Raw genomic sequence first — 25,228 nt, 5'->3', positions numbered from 1 at the left:
CGGCCGGAATTAGAAAAAGCTCTGCGGATCGATGTCGAGGGCGATGCGGAAATTCGCGCGGGGCCGAACCCCGTCCACCCAGCGGGCGAGCACCGGTTGCAGCGCTAGCCCCTTTGGTCCCTTAACCAAAAGGCGCACCCGTGTCCGCCCCCGCACCCGCGCAATCGGGGCCGGCGCTGGTCCGAACATCTGCGCGCCCGCATCCGTCAAAATGCGCGCCCGCGCGGCCAATTGGCGGGCGAGCTCGAAGGTTTCACGCTCCTCCGGGCCACTGACAATGACACCGGCCATCCGGCCATAGGGTGGCGCACCTGCCATTTGCCGCGATGCCGCCTCGGCCCGCCAGAACGCCTCCTCATCATCGCTGAGGATCGCCTTGATGACGGGATGATCGGGCTGATGCGTCTGAATGAGCGCCTCACCGGGACGGTCTGCGCGCCCCGCACGCCCCGCGACCTGTCGGATCAGCTGAAATGTCCGCTCTGCCGCCCGCAACTCGCCCCCCTGAAGGCCAAGGTCCGCGTCGATGACACCAACCAGCGTCAACAAGGGAAAGTTATGCCCTTTCGCAACCATCTGGGTTCCGATGATGATGTCTGCCGCACCTTTGGCGATCTCCTCGATCCTTGCCTTCAGGGCGCGCGCGCTCATGGCCATATCGCTCGACAACACGGCTACGCGGGCATCGGGAAAGCGCGCGGCGACCTCCTCGGCCAAGCGCTCCACCCCCGGCCCCAAAACCGCCATGTGATCCGGGTTGCCACAACTGGGGCAGCTTGTCGGGATCGGCTTTGTCGCACCACATTGATGGCACATCAGATGGGCGTGAAACCGATGCTCCACCATCCGCGCGTCACAATCGTCACACCCGACCTGAGCACCACACGCCCGGCACATCGTCAGCGGGGCATAGCCGCGACGGTTCAAAAACAACAGCGCCTGTTCGCCCGCCGCGACGCGATCTGCGACCGCGCGGGCCAAGGGCTCGGACATCCAGCGCTCACGCTCCAGCGGATCCGCGCGCAAATCAATCGCGGCCATTTCTGGCAGAACCGCTGCGCCAAACCGCTCGGTCAGATCAATCCGCGCGTATTTTCCAGCATCGGCATTTGCCCAGCTTTCAAGCGAAGGTGTCGCAGAGGCCAGCACCACCTGCGCCCCTGACAGCGACGCGCGCAAAACGGCCATGTCCCGCGCGTTGTAAAGGACGCCATCTTCCTGCTTGTAAGAGCCGTCGTGCTCCTCATCCACGATCACCAATCCCAGATCGGCATAGGGCAGGAACAAGGATGATCTGGCCCCGACAACGAGCTGAGCCTGTCCGTTGGCAACTCCGGCCCAGACGCGCCGCCGACCGGCCTGAGTGACACCGGAGTGCCATTCCGCAGGCGCCTGCCCAAACCGCGCTTCGACCCGCGCGATGAACTCTCCGGTCAGGGCGATTTCCGGCAGCAGAACCAGCGCCTGCCGACCGGCGCGCAGGCATTCTGCCACGGCCTCCAGATAAACCTCGGTCTTGCCCGACCCGGTCACACCTTTGAGCAGAGTCGTGCCATAGCGGCGAGAGCGGACGGCTTCGCGTAACTGCACCGCGGCCCGGCGCTGCCCCTCTGCCAATTCCTTGCCCGGCAAGTCCGGGTCTAGGGGCAGGAACGGGGCGTCGCGCGGCGCCTCCTCGCGCACCAGCACCCCCTGCCCTTCCAGCCCTTTGATGACCGAGCTTGTCACGCCGACTAGCGAAGCCAGCTCTCCGGGGGCGAATGCCATGCCCTCATGTTCTTCCAGAAAAGCGAGCACACGCTCACGCGCGCTGGTCAACCGATCCGGTCGGACGTCCGTCAGGCGCAAGACCTTGCGCGTGCCCGGGGCCTCTCCCAGACCCGGAACGCGCGTCGCCAGTCGCAGAACGGCGGGGAGCGGTGTCATGGTGTAGGCGGCAACCTTTTCTACGAAATTGCGCATCACAGCGCTCATCGCCGGAAGATCCAAGATCGCGGCAATGCTGCGTATTTTCGAGCGGTCATAGTCGCCCGCGCCGGGGCCCCAGACGACGCCCATCACCCGGCGGGGGCCCAGCGGGACGCTCACAAAGGCACCGATGCGTACTCCGCCGTCCGGCACTACATAGTCAAGCGTGCGGTCAAGCGGTTGGGTTGTCAGAACCGCCGCAAGCGCGCCTTCCTCCAGAAATTCGACATCGGCATTCAAACAACGATTCCCCTGCCCCGGAACGGGTCTTCCAATGTGAGCAGTTGCGCCCCGTCTTCAACCCCATGCAGGGCCGCCGCGCAGCAAAGCTGACGCTGTGTGAAACCTGCTTTGCGCTTCCCAGCCCCCTTGTGTAAGGTCCGCGCGAAAAGTCACAAGCCGAAGGGACCATCATGAAATTTTTCGTCGATACCGCTGAAATTGACGCGATCGCAGAACTCAACGATCTGGGCCTTGTGGATGGCGTGACCACGAACCCGTCACTGATCATGAAGTCGGGCCGCGACATTATCGAGGTGACGAAGGAAATCTGTGCGCTCGTCGATGGTCCGGTATCCGCCGAGGTCGCGGCGACCGAAGCAGACGAGATGATCGCAGAGGGTCGTAAGCTGGCCGAGATCGCAGATAACATCGCCGTGAAGGTTCCGCTGACCTGGGCCGGTCTGAAAACCTGCAAGACGCTCAGCGATGAGGGCCAGATGGTTAACGTGACGCTCTGCTTCTCGCCCAATCAGGCGCTACTGGCTGCGAAAGCGGGCGCGACCTTCATCTCACCCTTCATCGGCCGGCTTGATGATATTAACCTCGACGGCATGGATCTGATCCAAGACATCCGGATCATCTATGACAATTATGGCTTTGAGACACAGATCCTCGCCGCATCGGCACGTACTGTGAATCACATCACCGAGTGCGCCCGCATTGGCGCGGACGTGGTCACAGCGCCTCCGGGCGTTCTGCAAAAACTCGCAGCACACCCGCTGACAGATGCAGGGCTTGCCACGTTCCTGGCCGATTGGGCCAAGACCGGCCAGAAGATCCTCTGATCCGCCGGGATACGCGCCATGGATGAGAACGCCATTCGCTCCGCCATTCTCGCCCAGCCTGAACTGGTGCTGGGCGATGGGGATGTCATGCGCTCACTTGTTGAGGCAGAGGCGCAGGCCAATGATCGTGTGACCGACTTGCGCGGTCGCGTGATCGCCCGGATGGAGGGCCGGCTGGGGGAGCTTGAGCGTACGCACCGTGAGGTGATCGCGGCAGCTTATGACAATCTTTCGGCGCATGATCAGGTGCAGCGCGCGGTTGTCGCGCTGCTCACCCCGACGGATTTCGCTGGTCTTCTGACTGTGCTTCAGGGTGAGGTTGCCGATATTCTGGCGGTCGATACCGTGCGTCTCGTGCTTGAAATGCGCGACGATGAACGCCTTGCGGCCCCGGGGCTCGTCGCCGTTCCGCCGGGCGGTATCGACAGCTATATCGGCGCAGGCCGGGATCGCGATCCCGCTCGGATCACGCTGCGACCCACGGGGCAGAAAGCGGCCGCCGTGTTCGAGGAAGAAACATTGCGCATCCAGTCCGAAGCGCTGCTGCGCCTAGATCTGGGACAGGGCCGACGCTCTGCCATGCTTGTTTTCGGGGCCAGCGATCCGGCGCGCTTTGCCGCTGATCAGGGCACCGATCTTCTCGACTTCTTCGCAAGCTGTTTTGAGCGCGCCGTGCGACGGTGGCTGGCCTAGGGATCGACAGATCATCCCGGGTTGCGGCATGATCATAGGGCAAATGCACCGAGACCACGGATGGCCTTGAGATGAAGCCCGTTTCCCATCAGGGGATTTCTACGTGACCGCGCCTGTCGGGACCGATGGCGCGCTCGCGCTGATGCAGCGATGGCTCGATCAACTCGGCGCGGTGCGCGGGCGCTCACCCAAAACGGTTGAGGCCTATCGGCACGACGTGGCGGGCTATCTTGGTTTTCTCAACGGACATCGCGGTGGTCCTGTCGGTAAGGCGGGTTTGGGTGAGGTGACGACGTCCGAGATGCGGTCCTGGATCGCCAGCCTGCGTGGAGATGATCTGTCAGCACGCTCGGCTGCTCGCGCGCTGAGCGCGGTACGCTCTTTCCACCGATGGCTGGCCGAAGCTGAAGGCATCGACGCCACGGCTGTGATCGCCACCCGCTCCCCCAAGATCAAGGCGAGCCTGCCACGCCCGCTTGCGCCCGATGCCGCAAAGGCCCTGATCGCGGAAGCCGGGCAGACGCCGACCGACTGGATTGCGGCGCGCGATATGGCCGTCCTCACATTGCTGTACGCCTGCGGTCTGCGCATTTCAGAGGCGCTGAGTTTGCGCCAGAGCGACGCACCGCTGCCTGACATGCTGCGGATCACCGGGAAGGGCGGGAAGGAGCGCCTTGTTCCTGTCCTTCCCGTCGCGCGAGAGGCCGTCGAACAGTACCGCGCGCTCCATCCCCATGCGCCCAACGCAGAAAGCCCCTTGTTTCTGGGCGTGCGGGGTGGGGCGCTGAACGCATCAACTGTGCAAAAGACGGTTGCGAATTTGCGGGCGCGACTGGGGTTGCCCGCTACCGCGACGCCACATGCGTTGCGCCATTCCTTTGCGACGCACCTGCTGGAAGCCGGCGGAGACCTGCGGGCGATCCAGACCTTGCTTGGACACGCGTCGTTGAGCTCAACGCAAGTGTACACCGCGCTCGATCAGGCCCGGCTGATGGATGTTTACGACGCAGCCCGCCCGAAGCGGCGTTAGTTTCGTCTGTAGCTTTGGAGAGTACCTCCACTGACAATGACAACCGAAGGTTTCGCGCGCGAAACCTTAATTTTAATCAATATGTTAACTAAAGCTTCACACTCTCAGAAATTGCACTGACCTAGGCGCAAAGTCCGCGTAATCACGCCTGTGGGTACGGCTTGGCGACAAATGGGGGGGTGTCATTCAGGTGGGGTGCCGTTTAGGTTGCGCCCAATTCGGGACTGGAGTGTTGGATGTTCGTGCGTGCCTTTTCTGTCCACCTGTTGACCGCCACCGGGGCTGGCCTGGCGCTGATGGCCGTCATCGCTGCGGCTCAGGCCGATTGGGCGGTGATGTGGCTGTGGCTGATTGCGGCCTTTATCGTCGACGGCATCGACGGCCCTCTGGCCCGAAAGGTGGACGTGAAGACCAATGCGCCGCAATGGGATGGTGTCCTGCTCGACCTGATCATTGACTACCTGACCTATGTGTTCATTCCGGCCTATGCGCTGGTCAGTGCAGAATTGATCGGCCCGGGCTGGTCGCTGGCCGCCGGGCTTCTGATCTGTGTCAGCGGCGTGATCTATTTCGCGGACACGCGCATGAAGACGTCAGATAACAGCTTTTCGGGTTTTCCGGGCTGCTGGAACATGATCGTTCTTGTGCTCTTCGCAATCGATATGGGCGGGTGGGCCGCCATGTTCCTGCTGATCGCGATTGCCATTTCCCAGTTCTTTGCGCTGAAATTCATCCATCCCGTCCGGACAGTGCGCTGGCGCGCGGTGAGCCTGCCGATCATGTTCGCGTGGGCGGGCTTTGCCACTTGGCTGGCCTGGCTGAATTTTGACGGCCCAGTGATTGCGCAAGTCGGGTTGGCGATCACCAGCCTATACCTGTTACTGGTTGGTATCGTTCAACAACTGGTCCCTGCGAAAAACTGAAAAGACCGGTAGCATGGCGTAAAACCGCCTTCTGAGAGCGAACCTTTGACCGGGGTGCTGCGTTAGACGACCACGCAGCCCAATGTGTTGGAGTGGTTCAATGAGAGTTTTCTGCCTAGCCATAGCAATGGCCGCCGCGCCGGTGGTGGCAGAGCCAGTGATACCGGAAGCCGACGCGCCCACACGTTCTGGCATGGAATACGCAAGTGCCTCAAACCTGCTGTCCGACCTGTGCAAGTTCAGCCCGATCCTAGAAGGTGATGCCTGCGACCGTGTGGCGCTGGAGCCATCCGAGCAGACCGCGACGGAGTTCATTCGGGCGGAACTGATCCTTGATCAAGACGGGCTTGTGGGGCTTATCTATCAACCTGTTGAGCAGGCGGAGCCGCGCACAACGATCTACTGACAGTCGCGGACAGTATCGTCGACCCAAAAGGGCCGCCCGGAACGAGCGGCCCTTCTTAACATCTGCTGTTGTGCTTAGCTCAGCGCCTCGTCACAGCGCTGACAGGTCTGAGCGTGGTTGTGCGTTCCAACATCCGGCAGGATCTTCCAGCAGCGGGCGCATTTTTCCCCATCCGCGCGGGCGGGCAAGACGGCCACGCCTTCAACATCTGGCAGGGTGAATGCCGCCTCGGGTGCCGCTTCACCGCTCAGCGTGATCTGCGAGGTGATGCAGAGATCCGCGAAGGGCAGCGCATGAAGCGCTTCACGCAGATCGGCGTCCGCCACATAGACGGTCGGGGCAGCTTCGAGGCTGGCGCCGATCCGCTTTTCCGTCCGCTCCACTTCCAGCGCACCGGTCACGACGCGGCGGACCGCACGGATGCGGGACCACTTCTCGCCCAGTGCGGCGTCGTGCCAAGCGGCGGGGATTGCCACGAAATCCTCTAGATGGACGCAGCCATCCGGGTTCTGATCAAGCCAGACCTCCTCCATCGTGAAGGTCAGGATCGGGGCGAGCCATGTCGTCAGCGTACGGTGCAGTTCGATCAAGACGGTCCGTGCGGCTCGCGCCTCAATGCTGCCGGGCGCATCACAATAGAGCGCGTCCTTGCGGATATCGAAATACACCGCAGAAAGGTCGACCGTGCAGAATTGGAACAGCTTTGAGAAGACGCCCTGGAAGTCATATTTCGCGTAGCCTTCACGCACCTGCACATCCAGTTCGGCAAGACGATGCAGCACCCAGCGTTCCAGCTCTGGCATATCGGCATGCTCGACGGCGATGTGATCGTCCATGTTGCCAAGGATGAAGCGGAACGTGTTGCGCAGGCGGCGATAGCTGTCTGCAACCCCTTTCAGGATGTTCGGCCCGATCCGCTGATCGGCGGAGTAGTCCGTCTGCGCGACCCATAGGCGCAGGATATCCGCGCCATATTGCTTGACCACATCCGCCGGCGCGATGGTGTTGCCGATGGATTTCGACATCTTCAGGCCCTTTTCATCGAGCGTGAAGCCGTGCGTCAGCACGCCCTTGTAGGGGGCGCGGCCCACCGTGCCGCACGCCTGCAAGAGCGAGGAGTGGAACCATCCGCGATGCTGGTCGGTGCCTTCGAGGTAAAGGTCCGCAGGCCATGGTTCACCCCGATCGCGCAGGGTGAAGGCGTGGGTCGAGCCAGAGTCGAACCAGACGTCGAGGATATCCTCAACCTTCTCCCACCCCTCGGAGGCGCGATCACCGAGGAAGCGTTCGGTGGCGCTGTCCTCGAACCAGCAATCGGCGCCTTCCTCGCGGAACGCGTCGCCGATGCGCTTGTTGACCGCATCGTCGCGTAGCAATTCGACCTGCCCGTTGTCATGCCGCTTCACAAAACAGGTAAGCGGCACGCCCCAGGCACGCTGGCGCGAGAGGACCCAGTCGGGACGGCTTTCAATCATCGAATGCAGGCGGTTGCGGCCCTTTTGAGGGGTCCAGGTGACCAGCTCGTCGATAGAGCGCAGGGCGCGCTCACGGATCGTGGTGCCATAGGTATCATCGCCACCGGCGGCCTTGTCGATGGCAACGAACCATTGCGGACGGTTGAGGCGGATCACCGGGGCCTTGGAGCGCCAGCTATGCGCGTCAGAGATGGTAAGGCGACGGGTGGCGGCGAGCTTGCCGACCTCCTTGAGCTTGGCGATCACCGCCTTGCCCGCGCCGCCCGGCTTGCCCTTGGGCGTGATGATCGCCTCACCACCGAAGAGCGGCAGAGAGATGCGATAGGTTCCGTCGACCTCGACATTATAGCTCATCTCCAGCCCATGCTTGAGGCCGATCTGGTAGTCGTCGTCGCCATGTGCGGGCGCGGTGTGCACAAAGCCCGTGCCCGCGTCATCGGTGACGTGATCGCCGGGGAGCATGGGAACGGCGAAGTCCCACTCGCCCTGCCCGTCTGCGATACCTGCGAACGGGTGGGCTAGGGTCAAGCCTTCCAGTTCGGCAGGCGTCACATCGCGCAGGCGGCGGAACATCTCCGGCTGGATGCGACCGGCGGCCAGCACTTCCTCGGCCAGCGCGTCGGCCAAAACCAGTTTCTCACCGATGGACATCCAGCATTCTTCGGGACGTCCGGTGACTTCGTAGAGACCGTATGAGATCGTGGGCCCAAAGCAGACCGCGCGGTTGGACGGGATCGTCCAAGGCGTGGTGGTCCAGATCACGACAGTGGCGTCGGCAAGTTTCGCATTGGCGTGACCGTCAGAGCCATCGGCATCGACCGCAGCCGCCGTCACCGGGAACTTTACCCAGATCGCATCGACCTGCCGGTCGTGGTACTCGACCTCCGCCTCGGCGAGCGCCGTCTTCTCGACCGGGGACCACATCACGGGTTTGGAGCCCTGATAGAGCGTGCCGTTCATGACGAATTTCATGAACTCCTCAGCAATCGTCGCCTCGGCCCCGAAATCCATGGTCAGATAGGGGTTTGCCCAGTCGCCCGTGATCCCGAGGCGCTGGAATTCATCGGACTGGATGCCGACCCATTCGGCGGCGAAGTCGCGGCACTCGCCCCGGAATTCGTTGACAGGGACGTCGTCCTTGTTGCGGCCCTTGGCGCGATATTTCTCCTCGATCTTCCACTCGATGGGCAGCCCATGGCAGTCCCAGCCGGGGATATAGCGCGCGTCGCGGCCCATCATCTGCTGCGAGCGGACGACCATGTCCTTGAGGATCTTGTTCAGCCCATGGCCGATATGCAGGTGGCCGTTGGCGTAGGGAGGGCCGTCGTGGAGCACAAACGGCTCCCGCCCCTCAGCGCGCGCGCGCAGCGTGTCATATACGTTGAGGTCGGCCCAACGGGCGAGCCATTCGGGTTCGCGCTTGGGCAGGCCCGCGCGCATCGGGAAATCGGTTTCGGGCAGATTGAGCGTGTCTTTATACTCAGGCGTATCGGCGCACATCATGCGGCTCCGTCAGTCTTGGAATGTCTGGGAAAGGCAGGCGGCGCGGCTGATCCATACGCCATTGACCCGGCAGCGCGTTCAGCGTGCCGGGCGGCTAATTCGGATCGCGTATATCTGGGTCCGTCTCATGGCCCCTCTGTTAGCGGAGAGACACCGTATGGTCCAGAGGATGTTGGGGGGCGAGCGAACCGTATGTTGCCTCTGCCATTCGGGTGGTTACACGGAGTGAGAGACTCGGGAGAGCAGAACGCTACATCTTGCCGGATTGTGTTCCGTTGATATCAAGTGTGTCGCGCGCCAAGTCGCTAGTTTTCGAGGTTAAGACTTAAACCTTACGCGCAGAGCAAGTCGTTCGCGCAACAGGAACTGTTGCGCCGCGCCGTTCCGTCCCCACGGGGCGGCGCTATTCAAACTGTCATAGCGGGGAAGAGCACAGGAGAAGCACCGCCACTTCAACACACTGGTGTTGAATTCGCATCCGCCCTCAATAGGCCGTCACACCACCGTCGAGGGCGATGGTCTGGCCCGTCATGAAGCTGTTCTCCGGGCTTGCGGCGAAGAGCATCGCGGACACGATCTCGGCCTGCTCACCCAGACGGCGCATCGGCACGCCGCGCACCATGTCGGCTTCGGCTGCTTCGGCGTCCGGCGCCATGTTGATCAGATCGCCGGTCATTGCGGTGCGGGTAAAGCCCGGGCAGATCGCGTTCACCCGGATGCCACGCCGCGCATTCTCGATGGCGGCGGCTTTCGTCAAACCGACCACACCATGTTTCGCCGCGCCATAAATGCCGAGCGTGCTTGCGCCCACAAGGCCCGCAATGGAGGCCACGTTGAGGATGCAGCCGCCATCGCCGTCCCGCTCCAGCGCCTGTTTTTGCATTTGCGGAATCTGGGTTTGCAGCGCCCACATCATGCCGAGCAGATCGACCTCCACCACCATGCGGGCCACCTGTTCTGGCGTTTGCTCGATCCGCATGGGCGGATGCGCGATGCCTGCATTATTGATGGTGATGTCGAGGTGACCGGTCTGCTCCACAGCCTTGGCCACCTGCATCTTATGATCGTCGAGCGACGCTGCATCCGCGATCAGGCCGGTTGCGCCCAAACGCTCTGCCACCCCCATCACCTTGTCGGAGCGGTCCGACAGAATGAGGGTCGCGCCCTTGGCCGCAAAGGCTTCCGCGGCAGCGGCACCAAGACCCGCGGCGGCACCCGTGATCAGGACGGTTCTGTTCTCAAACATTGCGGCGATCCTTTACGTGTTGGCAAAAAGGTTGAGCGGGGTCTGGACGCTCATCCCCCCATCGAGCGGCAAGATCGCGCCAGAGACATAGGCCCCGCCCTTCCCGCACAAATATAGCGTGGCACCGGCCATATCTTCTGCATTGCCGATCCGGCCAAGGGGCACGTTGCTGCCCACCTTTTCCGCCTTCTCGGGCGTACCCGTGGCAAAGCGCGTCATCTTGGAGGGGAAAGGACCGGGGGCGAAAGCGTTCACAGTAATGCGCCTGCCCGCAAGCTCTGTCGCGAGCGTCTTGGTCATATGGTGCACCGCAGCCTTGGACATGGTGTAGGAATAGGCCCCCTCCGCCAGCGGCACCGTGCCCATGACAGAACCGATGTTGATGATGCGGGCGGGGTCCGCGTCCGTCGCGGAGGCTTCGAGCATCGGCGTGAGATCGCGGGTCAGCGTGAACATCGCGCCGACATTGACATCCATGATCCGGGTCCACTGCTCCATAGGGAAGGTCTCATAGGGCTCGCCCCATGTGATGCCCGCATTGTTCACCAGAATGTCGAGCCGGGCGCTGCGCGCCTTGACCTCAGCAACCAGCGCCGCGATCCCGTCGGCGGTCGAGACATCACCCGCGAACCCCTCGGCCCGGCCAGCGCCGCCTGCGGCATTGATCTCGTCGGCCACCGCCTCACACGCCGCGCCCTTACGGCTGGCGATCAGTACATGTGCGCCGCCCATCACCAGTGCCTCTGCGATCATCCGGCCGATGCCTGTCGCGCCGCCTGTGACGAGCGCCACCTTGCCAGAGACCGAGAAGAGGTTGTCGAGATAGCTCATGAATGTCTCCCTGACCGCCCGAGGGGGGCGTTGTTCTTTGTTTGGGGCAGCATGGCGCTCAGTCGTGCGAAGGGCAAATGTGACGTAAGGGAGCCATCGGTGCGATGCCTCCGGCGGGGATATTTTGTGGAAAGTGAAAGAAGCCGGCCCGATGCCCCAGCGTCACCCTGTGCAGCAGGCGGGGGAGTGCCTAGCTTTGCAGCCAAAGCAAAATCAGGAGGAACACCGATGAGTCTGCCCGAAACGATGAGAGCGCTTGTCCAGTTGCATGACGGCTATTCCGGCACGGCAGAAGGCCCGGCCATCGACACGTTGGAACCCTATCTGGAATTTCGTGAGGTTCCGGTGCCGCAGGTCGGGAAGGGTCAGGCGCTGATCAAGGTGCATCTTGCCGCCGTGAACCCCTCTGACCTGCATTTCATCAAGGGCGAGTATGGCCAGCCGCGCGTCAAGGACCGCCCCGCCGGGTTCGAGGCTGTTGGCGAGGTGGTTGCTGGCGACACGCCCTTTGTGGGGCAGCGGGTGAGTTTCTTTGCCGCCCATTCGGGCTGCTGGGCGGATTATGCGCTGACAGATGCTGCGGGTCTGGTGCCCTGCCGCCCTGATCTGGCGGAGGCGGATGCCGCCGGCCAGCTGGTCAATCCGCTGACGGCAATGGCGATGTTCGATATCGCGCGGGAGGGGGATGTCAAAAGCTTCATCCTGAACGCCGCCGGATCGCAGCTGGGCAAATTGCTGATCGGGCTGGGACGTGACCATGACTGTGCGCCGATTGCGGTGGTGCGCCGGACGGAGCAGGCGGATGCCTTGAAGGAGTTGGGTGCAGCAGAGGTGCTGGTGACCTCGGACGATGATTTTATGGACAAGGCCAAGGGCATCATGCGTGCGATGAAACCGCGCGTGCTGCTCGATGCGGTCGGTGATCAGCACACGGCCGATCTGTTCTTTGCCATGCCCAACCGGGCGCGCTGGGTGAATTATGGCAAGCTCTCTACCGAGCCGCCGAAGCTCAGCCAGATGGGTCAGCTGATTTTCCAGCACAAGCGGATCGAGGGTTTTTGGCTGACGCGTTGGATGCAGGAAGTCGATCAGGCCACGATTGGCAAGACCATCGCGGCTGTGCAGGAGCGCTTCGTCTCAAGCGCCTGGACCACGGATGTTGCCGCTGTCGTGCCATTGGGCGAGGCGATGGACAAGCTGCCCGCGGCCACGAAAATTCAGGATGGTAAGGTTTTCATCAAACCTTGAGGAGACGTGCTATGATGCCCGCATGGATATCATAGCACTTACCTTCTATGCGATCATCTGCGGGGTACTGAGCTTTGCCAGCCCCGCATTTGGCAAGCCAATGTCTCGGCTGGCCATTGGTGCCGTTGTCGGGATCGCCGCGGCTGCGGTGCTGCCTTATTTGAAGGCGGCTCTGGCCGTTTAGTCGCGCAGGCCCAGCACGTCGATCATGTCGTACTCGCCAGGCTTTTGCGCGTGTGCCCAGATCGCTGCAGTCACCGCGCCGCGTGCGAACAGCATGCGATCTTCTGCGATGTGGCCCAGCGTGATCCGCTCCCCGGTGCTCGCGAAAATCGCGGAGTGTTCCCCGATTACGGCACCGCCGCGCAAGGCTGCAAAGCCAATCGCGCCCTCTTCGCGCGCGCCGGTCAGGCCGTGGCGACCGCTTTCGGTGTGGGCGGCGAGGTCGATGCCGCGCCCCTCCGCCGCGGCTTCGCCCAGCATCAGAGCCGTGCCCGATGGGGCGTCGACCTTGTGCCTGTGGTGCATCTCGACAATCTCGATATCAAATTCCGGGCCGAGGGCCGCAGCAACCTTGCGGGTCAGGACCGTGAGCAGATTGACGCCGAGGCTGAAATTGCCTGCACGCACGATCTTGGTGTGGACCGCGCACCGGCTGAGATGGGCAAGCGTGTCCGCCTCCAGCCCCGTGGTTCCGATCACATGCGCAGCCCCCGCCTGTGCCGCAAGTGTCGCGTGATCATGTGTTGCCTGCGGAGCGGTAAAGTCGATGATCGCGTCTGACCTTGCAATCGCCTCCAGAGGGTCGACCTCGACCACAATGTCCGTTTCAAGGTCCAAAACATCGCGCATGCGCTGCCCGGCCCACGGATCGCCCTCAATCACAGTTGCGCCCACGAGGCGGGTGCGGTCGTTTTCTTCAACCGCCTTGGCAAGCTGGCGGCCCATACGTCCCGATACACCGGTCACCGTCACGTCAATCATCGCAGCCTCCTTGCCTGAATTTGCCTCACATAGCGTGGTCGCGACCCCCGCGACAATCACTCAATTTCGCAAGTGACCTTGACAGCGGACGGACTCTGCCCGACATGCGCGCCATGGCAAAACGAACCTTTCATGAGGGCGCAGGCCCGTCTCAACGGCAACTCAGGGTTGGCGAGTTGGTGCGCCGGGCGTTGTCCGATGTCCTGATGCGTGGCGACATTCACGACCCCGACCTGGCAAATACCTCTGTCACGGTTGGTGAGGTGCGAATGAGTCCGGACCTTAAACACGCGACGGCCTTTGTGATGCCCCTGGGGGGCGGAGATGTGCAATCTGTGATCAAGGCACTTGCCCGCAACAAGGGCGAGTTGCGCCGGGCGGTCACAAAGTCCATGACACTAAAATTCTCCCCCGATCTGCGCTTTCGTCCCGATGTCAGTTTCGATCAAATGGATGAAACACGCCGTTTGCTTGACAGCGAGGAAGTGCGGCGCGACCTTGGGGGCGAAGAAGACTAGGCCGCGCACGGGTTTCCGGGCGCAAGAAAGTTCGCCGGAGACGCTATGTGATGTCCCTATTGTCGACCGTTCGGGCAAAGATGGCGCGCGCGCGCCGCAGCCGCGACGCTGACAAGCGGGGTGGACCTGCTCCTGAACCTCGTGCGGACAACCTCTTCTACACCTGCGATACCGCGCCGATCTACTATCTCTCCATCACCAAATGCGGATGTACTTTTGTAAAGCATCTGCTCTACCGGCTCGATCATGGGGAGGATCATCCGTCTGGTGTTCATATCCATGAGGAAAACACGGCGCTGGCCCGGGTTGCTGCCGGTGACCTCGATGCCGTGAGCGAGAGCCCATACTGCTTTACCGTCCTGCGCGATCCGGTTGCGCGGTTCACGTCCCTCTATTTCGACAAGATCGCGGGCACCGGACCGACCAGCTTTCCTCAAGTGCGCGAACATCTGATGGCGCGCGGTGTCATCGCGCCCGCCGAAGACGGCGACGTTGAAATCCACCAACAGAACGCTCGCAACTTCATCGGATGGCTGGAACAGAACCTGGCCGGGCAAACCGAGCTTGGGCTGAACTATCATTGGCGGCGCCAGACGTCCCGCCTGCGCCGGGGCCGTGGATTTCCTGTGCAATGCCTGACGCTCGACGGATTAGACTGGCAATTGCCCAAGCTTGTCGGCCCGGTCCTGCCGAATATAGCCGAGCAGATGGCCGCTGTGACGGAGCGTAACGTCAGCAGGCCGCCCATCGCGGCTGCCAGCATTCTGGATGACGCGCTGATCGGGCATATCCACACCGTCTATGGGCAGGATTGGGTCAATTACGAGAAGGCCCGCGCCCGCTGGGCGCCCTTTGCGCCCGAGATGACACCACACCCAGCCGCACCCGTACCGCTGATCGGACATCATCGGGTTCTGGTTACAGCCGGTGTAGAACCGCGCCCTGTTACCGGCGCGATGCTCAGCGGGATTGAGCGGCTGGACGGCACAGTTCAGGACTTTGCAAATGGCTCCCTCTCCGCGCGCGGCGTGGTGCTGGTGCGCGATCCTGTGGATCGTTTCCTTGAGGCCACAATGACGCTCGGCTCTGATGGGAAGATGCATATCAACCGCTATGGCCGTGCGCGGCGGAGGTCGCAGCAGGGCGGGCAATGGCCGCTGGAGCCGCAAACGCCTGAGCAGATCCTGGGTGCGGTTGCGTCCTTTGTCGGCATCATCCGCAAGCTGCCCGGCCTGCTCGCACGTCATGGCTTGGACCCGCAGCAGCCTTATGTGCAGGCCGCGTTGGACAAGGGTATGCGACCTGTCTGCGGCGCTGACCCGGTCAATGCCGGGGGGCTGCCCATGAGTGCGGCACAGGATGCTAGGTTGGAGATGTGGCGCGAAGCCCTGACACCAGAGCTTGCCGAGGTGGTGCGCAACCTGTATCGCGCTGACTTTGAGCTTTACGAGCGGTTGCAGGCGGAGGGTGCCTGAGCCGCGCGACAGACGGACACGGCATGGCACGACGCAAAAAAGGACGGGCGATCAGCGGTTGGCTGATCATCGACAAGCCTGCGGGCATCACCTCGACCAGTGTGGTCAACAAGGTCAGATGGGCGTTGGACGCCAAAAAAGCCGGTCATGCGGGCACGCTGGACCCCGAGGCTACCGGCGTTCTGGCCATCGCATTGGGCGAGGCCACGAAGACGGTTCCCTATGTCACTGACGCGCTGAAAGCCTATCGCTTTGACATGGTCATGGGTGCGGCCACGAATACCGATGATGCGGAGGGAGAGGTGATCGCCACATCAGACACCCGGCCCGATGCAGATGCGATCCGCGCGGCTCTGCCCGCTTTTGTTGGCGACATCGAACAGGTTCCCCCGCAATTCTCCGCTGTGAAGGTGGATGGGGAGCGTGCCTATGCCCGCGCCCGCGGCGGGGAAGAAATGGAACTTGCCGCGCGCCCACTCTATGTGGAGCGCCTCGATCTGGTCGGTGTGGCGGGCGACATTGCCACGCTGGAACTGGTGTGCGGTAAGGGCGGATATGTCAGATCCATCGCGCGTGATCTGGGAGAGGCGCTTGGGTGCCTTGGACACGTGAAGCAATTGCGCCGCATCTGGTCAGGCCCGTTCGAGCCAAGCGACGGCATAACGCTGGACCAACTCGAAGCATTGGCGCGCACCCCCGAACTCGATGCAAAGGTTCACCCGCTACGTGTCGGCTTGCAGGACTTGGATGAGGTTCCCGCGACGGCTGAGGGGGCCGCGCGCCTGCGCAACGGCAATCCGGGCATGGTCCTTGCAGCACAGGCCGAATATGGCGATGAGGTCTGGGCCAGCTTCGATGGAGAGCCCGTTGCAATCGGCATCTTCAAGGCCGGGGAACTTCACCCAAGCCGGGTATTCAATCTCTGAGGTGGTTCAGAGTGGTGCACGCACCGGCGTCAACTTGCGAAGGCACATCATGATCCAACGCACCAACAGCGATGACCGTGCCAAAAGCGAAGCACTGTTCTCGGATTGTGAGCACTATCGGTATCGCCTGACCCGCGTTTGGGATGCAGCGGGGGGAAAGCTGCATTTCGTGATGCTGAACCCCTCTACCGCCGATGAGTTCAGGAACGACCCGACCGTGGAGCGGTGCGAGCGGCGTGCGCGCACGCTCGGATATGGGGCGTTCCGGGTCACCAACATCTTCGCCTTTCGCGCGACCGATCCAAAGGTCATGCGGGCCGCCGCAGATCCTGTCGGTGGTTCGGCCAATGACGTCGCGATCCTGGAGGGTGCGAACTGGGCCGACGCGACGGTCTGCGCGTGGGGCACACATGGTGCATATCTCAATCGCGGACAGGCCGTCGAAGCGCTGTTGCGAGACACTCATCGACCCTTGCTGCATTTGGGGTTGAGCAAGGCGGGGCATCCAAAGCATCCGCTTTACATCGCCTATGCACAGCAGCCGGAAGCATGGGAATGAGCGATCAATCGCGTGGCGTGCTAACCGCGCTGGCGGCCATTCTGATCCTGATGCCCGACACTGTTCTGTTTCGGATGGTGCAATCCGAAATCTGGGTGCTGATGGTCTGGCGTGCCTTCTACCAGGGGCTTGTCCTGTGGCTTTGGCTGTGTCTGACCCGGCGCGGAGCCCTGCTGATCGATATGCGTGAACTCGGCTGGTTTGGCCCTGCCTTTGCCGCAGCCATGGGATTTGCGGCGATCTGCTTCAATCTGGCGATCGCCTGGACAACCGTGGCGAATACGCTGTTCATTGTGGCAACAACGCCGCTGTGGGCCGCACTGCTGTCACGCAGGTGGCTGGGCGAACGGCTGGAGCCGCGTGTGCTGGCGACGATGGCGGTCTGCGGCATTGGAATTGCATTGATCGCCGTCGGCAAAGATCCCGGCGGGATCGCGCATTGGAGCGGCAATCTCTGCGCGCTCGGTGGTGCGCTAGGCATGGCTATCGGCTTCACCCTTGCACGGCGCGCGGGGGACCGTTCGATGATCCCGGGTCTTGCGGTGGCAACTGTTTTACCGCTGTGTTTCGGGGCGGCGATGGGTGGGGCTGTGATGCCCCTGCCCGGAGACATGCCGCTTCTGTTCGTCATAGGCGCAGTCATTGCCCCGCTGAGTTTTGCGTTGCTCACAACCGCGGCGCGGTTCATCCCCTCCGCTCAGGTCAGCCTGATGCTGCTGTTGGAGACCGCACTCGCGCCGATCCTCGTCTGGTGGATCATCGGTGAAAATCCTGGCCAGAATGCCCTGATCGGAGGTGGGATCGTTGTCATTGCCCTGTTGCTGTCGAACCTGGCCGCATTGCGCCGAAGTTGAGGGGGTTTTCCCCGGACGGGAATCATGGCATAGGGCGCGGGTTGCGGATCGGGACCGGTGCGCGACCCTTCGGTCATTCCCGACCGCGCTGGACGACATCCCGGCGCTGGCCGGCGGCCAGAGGTCTTTTAAACCCTTCATTTGGAAAGGATACCCGATGTCGATTACGCCTGAGAAAAAAGAAGAGCTCATCAAGCAGTTTGCGACGAAGGAAGGCGACACCGGTTCGCCCGACGTGCAGATCGCCATTCTCACCAGCCGCATCACAACGCTGACCGAGCACTTCAAGACCCACAAGAAGGACAACCACTCCCGCCGTGGTCTTCTGAAAATGGTCTCCCAGCGCCGCAAGCTGCTGGACTATGTCCGCGCGCGCGACGAAGCGAAATACAAGGATCTGATCGGCAAGCTTGGCATCCGCCGCTAATTGCAGCCCAGACTTGAGAAACGATCCAAGGCCGCCCCGACATCGGGGCGGCTTTTTTCATGTCTGGGACTAGAGCGGTAACAGCCGATACCTTCGCATCGTTTGCAGCAGGCGATGTCCGATCCACTGCGCAATCGCCTCGATGCCGATACCTGTGCGGAACTCGAAGGCCTCATATTGCATTCGGCCAGAATGCAGCCGCCGCGCAGCCAAATCGCGGCTCAGCGCCTCTCGCAGCCCGGTCGGGCCGCAAAATGCGATACTGGACCTCGAAAGATCTGGTCCAACAATTGCGGCGAGCCCGTCGGCCGTCAGACGACCGGTCCGCCCGGATTCGACCAGATGGACGCGGAGTTCGGGCTTTTCTGCGGCAAGAGCCGTCAGCTCCTCATGGTGAGCCGCGCATGACGCATCGCGGACACAATGGATCAGATGCACTGGACCTGTCCCCTTTGGCAGAGCCTTTGCCCAGGTCACAAACGGCGTGATCCCAACCCCACCGGCAATCCAGACCTGCGGTCCGGTGCCCCGTCGACGGAACCGTCCAAATGGCCCCTGCACTGCCACTGTGTGACCGACTCGCAGCTGCTCTGCCAGTCGGGATGTATCATCGCCCAGCGCCTTCATCGTGATCCGCACCTGCCCGTCCGGGCCAATCCCGGAAATGCTGAACGGGTGTGGTTCACCCTGTTGAAAGGCGACGATACCGAACTGTCCCGGTTCCGGACGCAAACCGCGACCCCGGGGTGAGAGCGTGACCGCAACGGCGTCCCCCGTGCGCTCGACCTGCGCGATCTCATAGCTTTGGCGACGGCGCAACCTGTCAGGGATCAGCGTCCAGAAATAGGCCAGAACACCCGCGACGCAGAGCAAGCCAGTGAAGGCCCCTTCCGGATCTGTCATCGCGAACGGTTTCGCCACCAAGGCAAAGTGCAACGCGCCCAGCGCAAACATCGCCCCCATCGCCTTATGGGTCCATTTCCAAAGATGATAGGGCACCACCATCGCCACCGAGAGTGCGGTCAAAGCCAGCAGGCCATAATAGCTGAATTCACCCAACCCCTCCCCAAGATCCGCCAGGGCGCCGGCGCGCGCCCCAGCGACCTCAGCATCGATCAGATCGTGCATCACGAGGGCGAGCAGCGCCGTGATCCCGGACCATTTGTGAAGAACATAGATGCGGTCGAGCCCACCAAACAGCCGCTCCATGCCAGGAACGCGCGCTGCGAGGATCTGGGTCCATGCCATCAGGACCAAGGCCAGCATGCCCAGATATTGCGAGACCAATGCCGAATGATCCGCAAGATCAGCGAAGCCGAACATTTGCCATGCCGGAAGGAGCGCCGAGGCGCCTATGAGGAGCAATCCAATTGGATTCATGAGATTTCCTTAGGATCCGGACCGCATCGCAGGAACGAGCGTGTCCGCCATGAGATCGTCGAGGAAGAGGCTGAGAAGCTGCAACCGGCCCGACACATCGGCCTTGCGATAGACAGCCGCGCATTGCGCCTTGATCGTGCCTTGCCGCGTATCGCGCAGGTCGGCCATTTCAGCGACGGAATAGCCCTTGATCGCCAATACGGCGACGGCACGCTCTGCCTCGGTCAGCTTCCACTCCGCAAACCGGGCGTCCAGCACCTCCGCAAACGCGCCAGACGCCACTCTGATCTGTTCTTCCAGTGCGGTCTGGCGGGTTTGAACCTGACGCAGCTCGTTACCAGTGAACGCGAGGCCCAGAAACAGTGCCAGCGTCACGACGCCTTCTATCACATCGCTTTCGACAAGCGCGCCCGCAGCGGCGGGCCAGAACAAGTCAATCGTGATGTCGTATAGAAAATAGGCACAGCATGCCGCCTGAAGTGCGAAGAGCGACCAGAGGATCGTGGTACGGGACATTGCGATCTTCCTCGAATGAAGCGGGGAAGCAATGAAAAACGGCTCCCCATCCGGTCAGCGGTCAGCTGGCGTCGTCATCCTCATCCAGCTCAATCCCAACGACCATACCAGTGACGGCGGAAACCTCAATTTCCCAATACGTGCCGTCCCGCACAGCCTCGAACTCGATCTCATCGCCCTCACGCTCCACTTCCAGCACATCGTAGCCTTGCGATTGAAGCGAGGCGCGGATGGCATTTTCGGTCGTGCCGAGCCGGTCGCCGATATCCACCTGTGCCAAGGCGATGCCGGGCGCGAACAGAGCAGCGAAGAGCGCGGATTTGGCCAAAGTCGTCATGTGATCATCCTTTCAAGATCGTTTCTCACCACAATGATGCGGCTCCCTCGATCTCGCGGGATGCGCGGCGTATCGAAATTGGACTTTCAGCCCATCTGCACCGGCTTAGGCCGAAGGTTTATGCTGAAATCCCCGCCTTTTTCCCAATGCGCCTTGGAATTGGGATCTCAATCTACGCGTCGTCGAGGGCGCGCGTGCGGCTGAAGCGGCCTGGTCGCGATGGACAAGCGCGTCATCAGATGCTCACGCGAATAGCGGCCCACGCAGTGCTCCAATGGCCCTTGGATCGATTGAGTTTGAGTCGCTTGAAATCCGATCAATCAGCAAGCACCGCGCCCGAAATGGATTGGCCAAAGCCGAGACCGGGGCGTTCGCAACGCATAGGATGTGCAGGAATGTTTCAATGCTGTCGCCCGGTCGTGACCGTATGTCAGGGGACGTGTTTGGACATGGAAAGTCAGACTGCCTAACTCGGATGCAATCGAGAAACGCACCATTCAAGTTAGGAAAACACCATGTCCCTCGTCACCGCCCGCCCGCTTCCAAAACTCGGTATCCCCGTGATCGGGGCGATGTTCATCGCAGGTTTCATGGCGACCAATGCCTTTGACCTCTGGGGACAGGTGATCAGCCCGGCGCTTGGCTTTGCCAACCTGTCGCCCCATGGTCTCGCGCGCAGCCTGCTCGGCTCGCTCGGCCTGCCCAACAACAATTTCGCGGGCTATTTCGTGCACTTCTATCTGGTGGGCCTGATCGGCTATCCGGTTGGCTGGCTTTTCGTCTTCGCCCCGATCTGGAGCCGGGTTGTCGGCACCAAACTGGGCTGGTTCGTACCATCCGCAATCTACGGCTTCGGTCTCTGGGTCTTCGCCATTGGCGGCATCACGAGCGTTGCTGGCCTGCCCTTCTTCCTCAACTTCACCGGCATCACCTGGGTCGCCCTTGTCGGCCACGTCCTCTACGGCATCGTGCTGGTTGCCATGTTCCGGGTCATGGAACGCCGGGGCTAAAAGCACAAGAGCTCAGTTCGACCGCGCGCAGAGCCGTACTCTGCGCGCGGTTTGCATTTCTACACCCCCTACCGCTCCTTCACAAAATCAGCTACACACGCGCGCATCTGGAACGCTGCATTTCCGACCCCGGTGCGCGCGAAGAGGATGAGGGGTTGGCGGCAATGGGGCCGCGTATGCAAAGGGGCGCCCGGAGGGCCGGGTGAGCCTCAGTAAGGAACTGAGAATGTTTAACGAATTCCGCAAGTCCATCGAATGGGGCGGCGACACGCTGACCCTGGAGACCGGCAAGATCGCCCGTCAGGCCGATGCCGCTGTTGTCGCCACCTATGGCGAGACCTCCGTGATGGCTGCCGTCGTGTTTGAGAAGCAGCCCAAGGCGGGCTTCGACTTCTTCCCGCTGACGGTCCACTATCAGGAAAAATACTATGCCGCCGGTAAGATCCCCGGTGGCTTCTTCAAGCGTGAAGCGCGTCCGACCGAGAAAGAGACGCTGACCTCCCGCCTGATCGATCGTCCGATCCGTCCGCTCTTTGTGCCGGGCTTCAAGCATGAGACGCAGGTGATCTGCACCGTGCTCAGCCACGATCTGGAAAACGACCCCGATGTGGTCGCGATGATCGCAGCCTCCGCCGCGCTCACGCTCTCCGGTGCGCCGTTCATGGGCCCGATCGGCTGTGCGCGCGTCGGCTATGCGAACGGCGAGTACACGCTGAACCCGTCCGTCGATGACATGCACAAGCTGCGCGAGAACCCCGAGCAGCAGCTCGACCTCGTCGTTGCAGGCACCAAGGACGCCGTGATGATGGTTGAGTCCGAGGCCTATGAGCTCTCGGAAGAGGTCATGCTGGGCGCTGTGAACTTCGGCCACGCTCAAATGCAGCCGGTGATCGACATGATCATCGACCTCGCGGAAGACTGTGCGAAAGAGCCGTTCGACTTCACACCGCCCGATTACTCTGCCCTGTTCGAGCGCCTGAAAGGCCTCGGCGAAGAGCAGATGAAGGCCGCCTTCGCGATCCGCGACAAGCAGGAGCGTCAGGCCGCAATCTCTGCCGCCCGCGAAGCGATCAAGGCAGAGCTGACCGAGGAAGAGCTGGAAGACGGCAACCTTGGCTCCGCGATGAAGAAGCTGGAATCCGGTGTTCTGCGCGGCGACGTCGTCAAGAACGGCAACCGTATCGATGGCCGTCGCCTCGACGAAGTGCGCGACATCGTTTGTCAGACCGGCCTTCTGCCGCGCACCCACGGCTCCGCGCTGTTCACGCGTGGTGAGACGCAGGGCCTTGTGGTCACGACGCTCGGCACCGGTGACGATGAGCAGATCATCGACGCACTGCATGGCGAGAGCCGCTCCAACTTCCTGCTGCACTATAACTTCCCGCCGTACTCCGTCGGTGAAGCAGGCCGGATGATGGGCCCGGGCCGTCGTGAGATTGGTCATGGTAAGCTGGCATGGCGCGCGCTGCAGGCGGTGCTGCCTGCAGCAACAGATTTCCCCTACACGGTGCGTGTGGTGTCGGAGATCACGGAGTCGAACGGCTCCTCCTCCATGGCGTCGGTCTGTGGCGGGTCGCTGTCGATGATGGATGCCGGCGTTCCGCTGAAATCCGCTGTGGCTGGCGTCGCGATGGGCCTCGTCCTTGAGGATGATGGCGACTACGCGGTCCTGACCGACATTCTGGGTGACGAGGATCACCTGGGCGACATGGACTTCAAGGTTGCAGGTACCGAGAACGGCATCACCTCGCTCCAGATGGACATCAAGGTCGCAGGCATCACGCCCCAGATCATGGAGACCGCTCTGGCGCAGGCCAAGGACGGCCGGATGCACATCCTCGGCGAAATGTCCAAGGCCCTGACCGGTGCGGCGGAATTCTCCGTCCACGCGCCGCGCATCGAAACGATGCAGGTTCCGACCGACAAGATCCGTGAAGTGATCGGCTCCGGCGGTAAAGTCATCCGCTCCATCGTCGAAGAGTCCGGTGCCAAGGTCGACATCAACGACGAAGGCACCATCAAGATCGCATCCCCGAACGGTGAGGCGATCGAGAAGGCCCGCGCGATGATCCATTCCATCGTGGCAGAGCCGGAAGTGGGCATGATCTACACCGGCAAGGTCGTGAAGCTGATGGACTTCGGCGCCTTCGTGAACTTCTTTGGCAAGCGGGACGGCCTCGTCCACGTCTCCCAACTCGCCAATGAGCGTGTGGGCCACCCGAAGGACATCCTGTCCGAGGGTCAGGAAGTGAAGGTCAAGCTGATGGGCTTCGACGACCGCGGCAAGGTCCGCCTGTCCATGAAAGTCGTGGATCAGGAAACCGGCGAAGAGATCAAGAAAGAGGACTGATCCTCCTTTCTGATTGGAATGCAGAAGGCCCCGGTGGAAACATCGGGGCCTTTGTTTTTCTGTTCTGATGCACGATCTTAGAATGAGCCTCAGTGAGACGTAGGACCGATGCTATATATTTTCATAGTCGCAGCACTCGCTTTCTTTATCTACAAACTGGTCGTCTACCAAAAACGTGCGAAAATGCGGTCGTCCTTACGTAAAGAAGGTGAGCTCTGGTACTGGACGGATACGAGAGGCGTTGAAATGTTCTCTCGCACTCATCCGGACGCGGAAGGCGGCGAGTGGAACAAGAAGACCGGCGACCGACGCGATTGGAGCATCGGCTTTGGCGGAAACGACGGCGATGGTTGGGGTGGCGGTTTCGGCGGTGGCGATGGGGGCGGCGGGGACTGACGGTCCGCGCGTCAGGCGGCGTCTCGCTCTATTTCGTTCAAGCGTGCCTCTTCTCTGCGCCGCAATTCCGTCAGCAACAGTTCCCGGTTGCGTGTGTTGGCTTTGAACGCGATGTCAAACACCGTACCGATAACCGGGATGGAACCGATCACATAGTCCACTCCGGTATTGCCGGCCATCTTCGCCATTGTGGTTTTCGACGCACCACCTTGCCACGCCTCGTACATCAGGTAGGCGGACAGTCCCAGCGCGACAGTGTCACCCGCAACAGGCAGCACGGACAGGATACCGTCCCACCCGAAACGAATCTTGGTTCCGGGGATGCGGTAGCGGCTGTCGAGCATCTCGGCCAGCCATTCGATCCGTTTCAGACGCGCTGTATTGTCCACGATCCTTACCTCCGCGCGATGATCCACACGGCATGCACGATGCCGGGGATGTAGCCCAGGATGGTCAGCAAGATGTTGATCCAGAACGGCCATTTCAAGCCGACTTGCAGGAACACGCCCAATGGCGGCAGCAGGATTGCAAAAATTATTCTGACGATATCCATCGTGTCCTCACCGAAATTTCAGTTCGGCGGATCAACGATTGCAGGCGTGTTTAGGTTCCGGCTGCGCATTCCGCGTCAACGACCGACGCCCGCGCGGTGCTCTCGAAGACCGCTGGCGTGCCGTCGTTGAACACAACTGTACTGCCCGCAATTTCCGAGCCGGTCACCGTGATCCCGCGCGCGCCGATGGTGTTGTCGATGTCAATCGTAAAGACCAGTGGCGCGCCGTTTGGCAGATCGAGCAAATCGAGCGCGATGGAGCTGTCTCCGTCGAGGAGTGCTGGCTCTGCTGCCAGATACTGACCGCCTTCAACAAGCTCGAACGGTTGCGCAACTTCGAAGCCCACCCCCCGCACATCGGTATCGAAGATCAGACCAGCGGGCGCCGTCCCGAGATCAATCACCAAGCGGCCGGAAAGCGGACATGTGCCGTCTTGAGAAATCGTGAACCGATCCTTTGGGGCCCCTTCGCGGAAGTTGACATCAATGTCAGCCAGACCTGGCGTGGCGCAAAGGATGCTTCCAGCAACAAGAACTTGGCTGATTTTCATGT

General features: G+C 61.8%; 27 protein-coding genes. 16 read left to right on the top strand and 11 right to left on the bottom strand.

Annotation, left to right across the window (positions count from 1 at the left end; genetic code table 11):
• Positions 1–9: 9 nt before the first annotated feature.
• On the bottom strand, positions 10–2,208 hold the full coding sequence (locus POI8812_RS15605) for a primosomal protein N' (RefSeq protein ID WP_108783528.1): 2,199 nt from the start codon (positions 2,206–2,208) through the stop codon (positions 10–12).
• A 173-nt stretch (positions 2,209–2,381) separates the two neighbouring features.
• Between POI8812_RS15605 and fsa the strand changes: the two genes are divergently transcribed.
• The 5 genes from fsa to POI8812_RS15580 all read left to right on the top strand — a co-directional run bounded on the left by fsa (position 2,382) and on the right by POI8812_RS15580 (position 6,087).
• A complete protein-coding gene (gene fsa, locus POI8812_RS15600; protein ID WP_108783527.1) occupies positions 2,382–3,035 on the top strand; it encodes a fructose-6-phosphate aldolase in 654 nt (217 codons plus the stop codon).
• A gap of 18 nt (positions 3,036–3,053) precedes the next feature.
• A complete protein-coding gene (locus tag POI8812_RS15595; RefSeq protein WP_108783526.1) occupies positions 3,054–3,728 on the top strand; it encodes a DUF484 family protein in 675 nt (224 codons plus the stop codon).
• A gap of 142 nt (positions 3,729–3,870) precedes the next feature.
• Positions 3,871–4,758: a tyrosine recombinase XerC gene (locus tag POI8812_RS15590; RefSeq protein ID WP_108783787.1), complete on the top strand. Its 888-nt coding sequence runs from the start codon at positions 3,871–3,873 to the stop codon at positions 4,756–4,758.
• A 236-nt stretch (positions 4,759–4,994) separates the two neighbouring features.
• Positions 4,995–5,681, top strand: a complete 687-nt coding sequence (locus POI8812_RS15585) for a CDP-alcohol phosphatidyltransferase family protein (RefSeq protein WP_108783525.1) — start codon at positions 4,995–4,997, stop codon at positions 5,679–5,681.
• A gap of 100 nt (positions 5,682–5,781) precedes the next feature.
• Positions 5,782–6,087 (top strand): hypothetical protein, encoded by a 306-nt coding sequence (locus POI8812_RS15580; RefSeq protein ID WP_146186185.1) that lies wholly within the window; start codon positions 5,782–5,784, stop codon positions 6,085–6,087.
• Positions 6,088–6,161: 74 nt separating this feature from the next.
• Here POI8812_RS15580 and ileS read toward each other — a convergent pair whose 3' ends face one another.
• The 3 genes from ileS to POI8812_RS15565 all read right to left on the bottom strand — a co-directional run bounded on the left by ileS (position 6,162) and on the right by POI8812_RS15565 (position 11,142).
• The gene (ileS, locus tag POI8812_RS15575) at positions 6,162–9,062 is read right to left on the bottom strand and encodes an isoleucine--tRNA ligase (RefSeq protein WP_108783786.1); all 2,901 of its coding nucleotides are present in this window, start codon (positions 9,060–9,062) and stop codon (positions 6,162–6,164) included.
• A 487-nt stretch (positions 9,063–9,549) separates the two neighbouring features.
• A complete protein-coding gene (locus POI8812_RS15570; RefSeq protein ID WP_108783523.1) occupies positions 9,550–10,311 on the bottom strand; it encodes an SDR family NAD(P)-dependent oxidoreductase in 762 nt (253 codons plus the stop codon).
• Between the two features lie 12 nt (positions 10,312–10,323).
• Positions 10,324–11,142: an SDR family oxidoreductase gene (locus POI8812_RS15565; protein ID WP_108783522.1), complete on the bottom strand. Its 819-nt coding sequence runs from the start codon at positions 11,140–11,142 to the stop codon at positions 10,324–10,326.
• Positions 11,143–11,370: 228 nt separating this feature from the next.
• Here POI8812_RS15565 and POI8812_RS15560 point away from each other — a divergent pair, with 228 nt between their 5' ends.
• Together POI8812_RS15560 and POI8812_RS17735 are read left to right on the top strand one after the other, a co-directional pair.
• Complete coding sequence (locus POI8812_RS15560; protein ID WP_108783521.1) at positions 11,371–12,390, top strand: zinc-binding dehydrogenase; 1,020 nt, start codon at positions 11,371–11,373, stop codon at positions 12,388–12,390.
• Between the two features lie 22 nt (positions 12,391–12,412).
• On the top strand, positions 12,413–12,574 hold the full coding sequence (locus tag POI8812_RS17735) for a hypothetical protein (protein WP_162844984.1): 162 nt from the start codon (positions 12,413–12,415) through the stop codon (positions 12,572–12,574).
• Here POI8812_RS17735 and dapB read toward each other — a convergent pair.
• A complete protein-coding gene (gene dapB / locus POI8812_RS15555) occupies positions 12,571–13,374 on the bottom strand; it encodes a 4-hydroxy-tetrahydrodipicolinate reductase (RefSeq protein ID WP_108783785.1) in 804 nt (267 codons plus the stop codon). The genes POI8812_RS17735 and dapB overlap by 4 nt on opposite strands.
• A 113-nt stretch (positions 13,375–13,487) precedes the next feature.
• On the opposite strand from dapB, the gene rbfA reads away from it, so the two are divergent.
• The 6 genes from rbfA to rpsO all read left to right on the top strand — a co-directional run bounded on the left by rbfA (position 13,488) and on the right by rpsO (position 18,133).
• Positions 13,488–13,892, top strand: a complete 405-nt coding sequence (rbfA, locus tag POI8812_RS15550; RefSeq protein WP_108783784.1) for a 30S ribosome-binding factor RbfA — start codon at positions 13,488–13,490, stop codon at positions 13,890–13,892.
• Between the two features lie 50 nt (positions 13,893–13,942).
• Positions 13,943–15,367, top strand: coding sequence for a sulfotransferase family 2 domain-containing protein (locus POI8812_RS15545; RefSeq protein ID WP_108783520.1), 1,425 nt, complete (start codon positions 13,943–13,945; stop codon positions 15,365–15,367).
• 23 nt (positions 15,368–15,390) lie between these two features.
• A complete protein-coding gene (truB, locus tag POI8812_RS15540) occupies positions 15,391–16,293 on the top strand; it encodes a tRNA pseudouridine(55) synthase TruB (protein WP_108783519.1) in 903 nt (300 codons plus the stop codon).
• Between the two features lie 49 nt (positions 16,294–16,342).
• Positions 16,343–16,852 carry a DUF1643 domain-containing protein gene (locus POI8812_RS15535; RefSeq protein WP_108783518.1) on the top strand — a complete coding sequence of 170 codons (510 nt, stop codon included), beginning with the start codon at positions 16,343–16,345 and terminating at the stop codon, positions 16,850–16,852.
• Positions 16,849–17,706 carry a DMT family transporter gene (locus POI8812_RS15530; protein ID WP_162844983.1) on the top strand — a complete coding sequence of 286 codons (858 nt, stop codon included), beginning with the start codon at positions 16,849–16,851 and terminating at the stop codon, positions 17,704–17,706. Before POI8812_RS15535 ends, POI8812_RS15530 begins: the two co-directional genes overlap by 4 nt.
• Positions 17,707–17,863: 157 nt before the next feature.
• On the top strand, positions 17,864–18,133 hold the full coding sequence (gene rpsO / locus POI8812_RS15525; RefSeq protein ID WP_108783516.1) for a 30S ribosomal protein S15: 270 nt from the start codon (positions 17,864–17,866) through the stop codon (positions 18,131–18,133).
• A gap of 69 nt (positions 18,134–18,202) precedes the next feature.
• On the opposite strand, the gene POI8812_RS15520 is transcribed toward rpsO, so the two are convergent.
• The 3 genes from POI8812_RS15520 to POI8812_RS15510 form a co-directional block, all read right to left on the bottom strand.
• Complete coding sequence (locus tag POI8812_RS15520; protein ID WP_162844982.1) at positions 18,203–19,456, bottom strand: ferredoxin reductase family protein; 1,254 nt, start codon at positions 19,454–19,456, stop codon at positions 18,203–18,205.
• 66 nt (positions 19,457–19,522) lie between these two features.
• Positions 19,523–20,029: a helix-turn-helix transcriptional regulator gene (locus POI8812_RS15515; protein ID WP_108783514.1), complete on the bottom strand. Its 507-nt coding sequence runs from the start codon at positions 20,027–20,029 to the stop codon at positions 19,523–19,525.
• 61 nt (positions 20,030–20,090) lie between these two features.
• Positions 20,091–20,366, bottom strand: a complete 276-nt coding sequence (locus tag POI8812_RS15510) for a PepSY domain-containing protein (RefSeq protein WP_108783513.1) — start codon at positions 20,364–20,366, stop codon at positions 20,091–20,093.
• Positions 20,367–20,881: 515 nt separating this feature from the next.
• Between POI8812_RS15510 and POI8812_RS15505 the strand changes: the two genes are divergently transcribed.
• The 3 genes from POI8812_RS15505 to POI8812_RS15495 all read left to right on the top strand — a co-directional run bounded on the left by POI8812_RS15505 (position 20,882) and on the right by POI8812_RS15495 (position 24,122).
• Entirely contained in the window at positions 20,882–21,376 is a 495-nt protein-coding gene (locus POI8812_RS15505; RefSeq protein ID WP_108783512.1) for a hypothetical protein, read from the top strand.
• Positions 21,377–21,602: 226 nt separating this feature from the next.
• Positions 21,603–23,726 carry a polyribonucleotide nucleotidyltransferase gene (pnp, locus tag POI8812_RS15500; RefSeq protein WP_108783511.1) on the top strand — a complete coding sequence of 708 codons (2,124 nt, stop codon included), beginning with the start codon at positions 21,603–21,605 and terminating at the stop codon, positions 23,724–23,726.
• A 108-nt stretch (positions 23,727–23,834) separates the two neighbouring features.
• The gene (locus POI8812_RS15495; RefSeq protein WP_108783510.1) at positions 23,835–24,122 is read left to right on the top strand and encodes a hypothetical protein; all 288 of its coding nucleotides are present in this window, start codon (positions 23,835–23,837) and stop codon (positions 24,120–24,122) included.
• Between the two features lie 11 nt (positions 24,123–24,133).
• Here POI8812_RS15495 and POI8812_RS15490 read toward each other — a convergent pair whose 3' ends face one another.
• Genes POI8812_RS15490 through POI8812_RS15480 form a run of 3 tightly spaced genes read right to left on the bottom strand, consistent with a single transcriptional unit; the run spans position 24,134 to position 25,226 of the window.
• Positions 24,134–24,511, bottom strand: a complete 378-nt coding sequence (locus tag POI8812_RS15490) for a DUF4112 domain-containing protein (RefSeq protein ID WP_170142240.1) — start codon at positions 24,509–24,511, stop codon at positions 24,134–24,136.
• Between the two features lie 5 nt (positions 24,512–24,516).
• Positions 24,517–24,675 (bottom strand): YqaE/Pmp3 family membrane protein, encoded by a 159-nt coding sequence (locus tag POI8812_RS15485; RefSeq protein WP_108783508.1) that lies wholly within the window; start codon positions 24,673–24,675, stop codon positions 24,517–24,519.
• Positions 24,676–24,725: 50 nt separating this feature from the next.
• Positions 24,726–25,226: an aggregation factor core gene (locus POI8812_RS15480; protein ID WP_108783507.1), complete on the bottom strand. Its 501-nt coding sequence runs from the start codon at positions 25,224–25,226 to the stop codon at positions 24,726–24,728.
• Between the last annotated feature and the right edge of the window lie 2 nt (positions 25,227–25,228).

Origin of the sequence: Pontivivens insulae (assembly GCF_900302495.1) — a bacterium.
Taxonomy (GTDB): Bacteria; Pseudomonadota; Alphaproteobacteria; order Rhodobacterales; family Rhodobacteraceae; genus Pontivivens; species Pontivivens insulae.
Note: the sequence above shows the minus strand (reverse complement) of the source record. Positions and strands in the feature narration are given on the sequence as shown.

Coding starts and splice junctions, on each gene's coding strand:
- fsa (WP_108783527.1), top strand. CDS start 2,382: ATGAAATTTTTCGTCGATACCGCTGAAATTGACGCGATCGCAGAACTC.
- POI8812_RS15595 (WP_108783526.1), top strand. CDS start 3,054: ATGGATGAGAACGCCATTCGCTCCGCCATTCTCGCCCAGCCTGAACTG.
- POI8812_RS15590 (WP_108783787.1), top strand. CDS start 3,871: ATGCAGCGATGGCTCGATCAACTCGGCGCGGTGCGCGGGCGCTCACCC.
- POI8812_RS15585 (WP_108783525.1), top strand. CDS start 4,995: ATGTTCGTGCGTGCCTTTTCTGTCCACCTGTTGACCGCCACCGGGGCT.
- POI8812_RS15580 (WP_146186185.1), top strand. CDS start 5,782: ATGAGAGTTTTCTGCCTAGCCATAGCAATGGCCGCCGCGCCGGTGGTG.
- ileS (WP_108783786.1), bottom strand. CDS start 9,062: ATGTGCGCCGATACGCCTGAGTATAAAGACACGCTCAATCTGCCCGAA.
- POI8812_RS15570 (WP_108783523.1), bottom strand. CDS start 10,311: ATGTTTGAGAACAGAACCGTCCTGATCACGGGTGCCGCCGCGGGTCTT.
- POI8812_RS15565 (WP_108783522.1), bottom strand. CDS start 11,142: ATGAGCTATCTCGACAACCTCTTCTCGGTCTCTGGCAAGGTGGCGCTC.
- POI8812_RS15560 (WP_108783521.1), top strand. CDS start 11,371: ATGAGTCTGCCCGAAACGATGAGAGCGCTTGTCCAGTTGCATGACGGC.
- POI8812_RS17735 (WP_162844984.1), top strand. CDS start 12,413: ATGGATATCATAGCACTTACCTTCTATGCGATCATCTGCGGGGTACTG.
- dapB (WP_108783785.1), bottom strand. CDS start 13,374: ATGATTGACGTGACGGTGACCGGTGTATCGGGACGTATGGGCCGCCAG.
- rbfA (WP_108783784.1), top strand. CDS start 13,488: ATGGCAAAACGAACCTTTCATGAGGGCGCAGGCCCGTCTCAACGGCAA.
- POI8812_RS15545 (WP_108783520.1), top strand. CDS start 13,943: ATGTCCCTATTGTCGACCGTTCGGGCAAAGATGGCGCGCGCGCGCCGC.
- truB (WP_108783519.1), top strand. CDS start 15,391: ATGGCACGACGCAAAAAAGGACGGGCGATCAGCGGTTGGCTGATCATC.
- POI8812_RS15535 (WP_108783518.1), top strand. CDS start 16,343: ATGATCCAACGCACCAACAGCGATGACCGTGCCAAAAGCGAAGCACTG.
- POI8812_RS15530 (WP_162844983.1), top strand. CDS start 16,849: ATGAGCGATCAATCGCGTGGCGTGCTAACCGCGCTGGCGGCCATTCTG.
- rpsO (WP_108783516.1), top strand. CDS start 17,864: ATGTCGATTACGCCTGAGAAAAAAGAAGAGCTCATCAAGCAGTTTGCG.
- POI8812_RS15520 (WP_162844982.1), bottom strand. CDS start 19,456: ATGTTCGGCTTCGCTGATCTTGCGGATCATTCGGCATTGGTCTCGCAA.
- POI8812_RS15515 (WP_108783514.1), bottom strand. CDS start 20,029: ATGTCCCGTACCACGATCCTCTGGTCGCTCTTCGCACTTCAGGCGGCA.
- POI8812_RS15510 (WP_108783513.1), bottom strand. CDS start 20,366: ATGACGACTTTGGCCAAATCCGCGCTCTTCGCTGCTCTGTTCGCGCCC.
- POI8812_RS15505 (WP_108783512.1), top strand. CDS start 20,882: ATGTCCCTCGTCACCGCCCGCCCGCTTCCAAAACTCGGTATCCCCGTG.
- pnp (WP_108783511.1), top strand. CDS start 21,603: ATGTTTAACGAATTCCGCAAGTCCATCGAATGGGGCGGCGACACGCTG.
- POI8812_RS15495 (WP_108783510.1), top strand. CDS start 23,835: ATGCTATATATTTTCATAGTCGCAGCACTCGCTTTCTTTATCTACAAA.
- POI8812_RS15485 (WP_108783508.1), bottom strand. CDS start 24,675: ATGGATATCGTCAGAATAATTTTTGCAATCCTGCTGCCGCCATTGGGC.
- POI8812_RS15480 (WP_108783507.1), bottom strand. CDS start 25,226: ATGAAAATCAGCCAAGTTCTTGTTGCTGGAAGCATCCTTTGCGCCACG.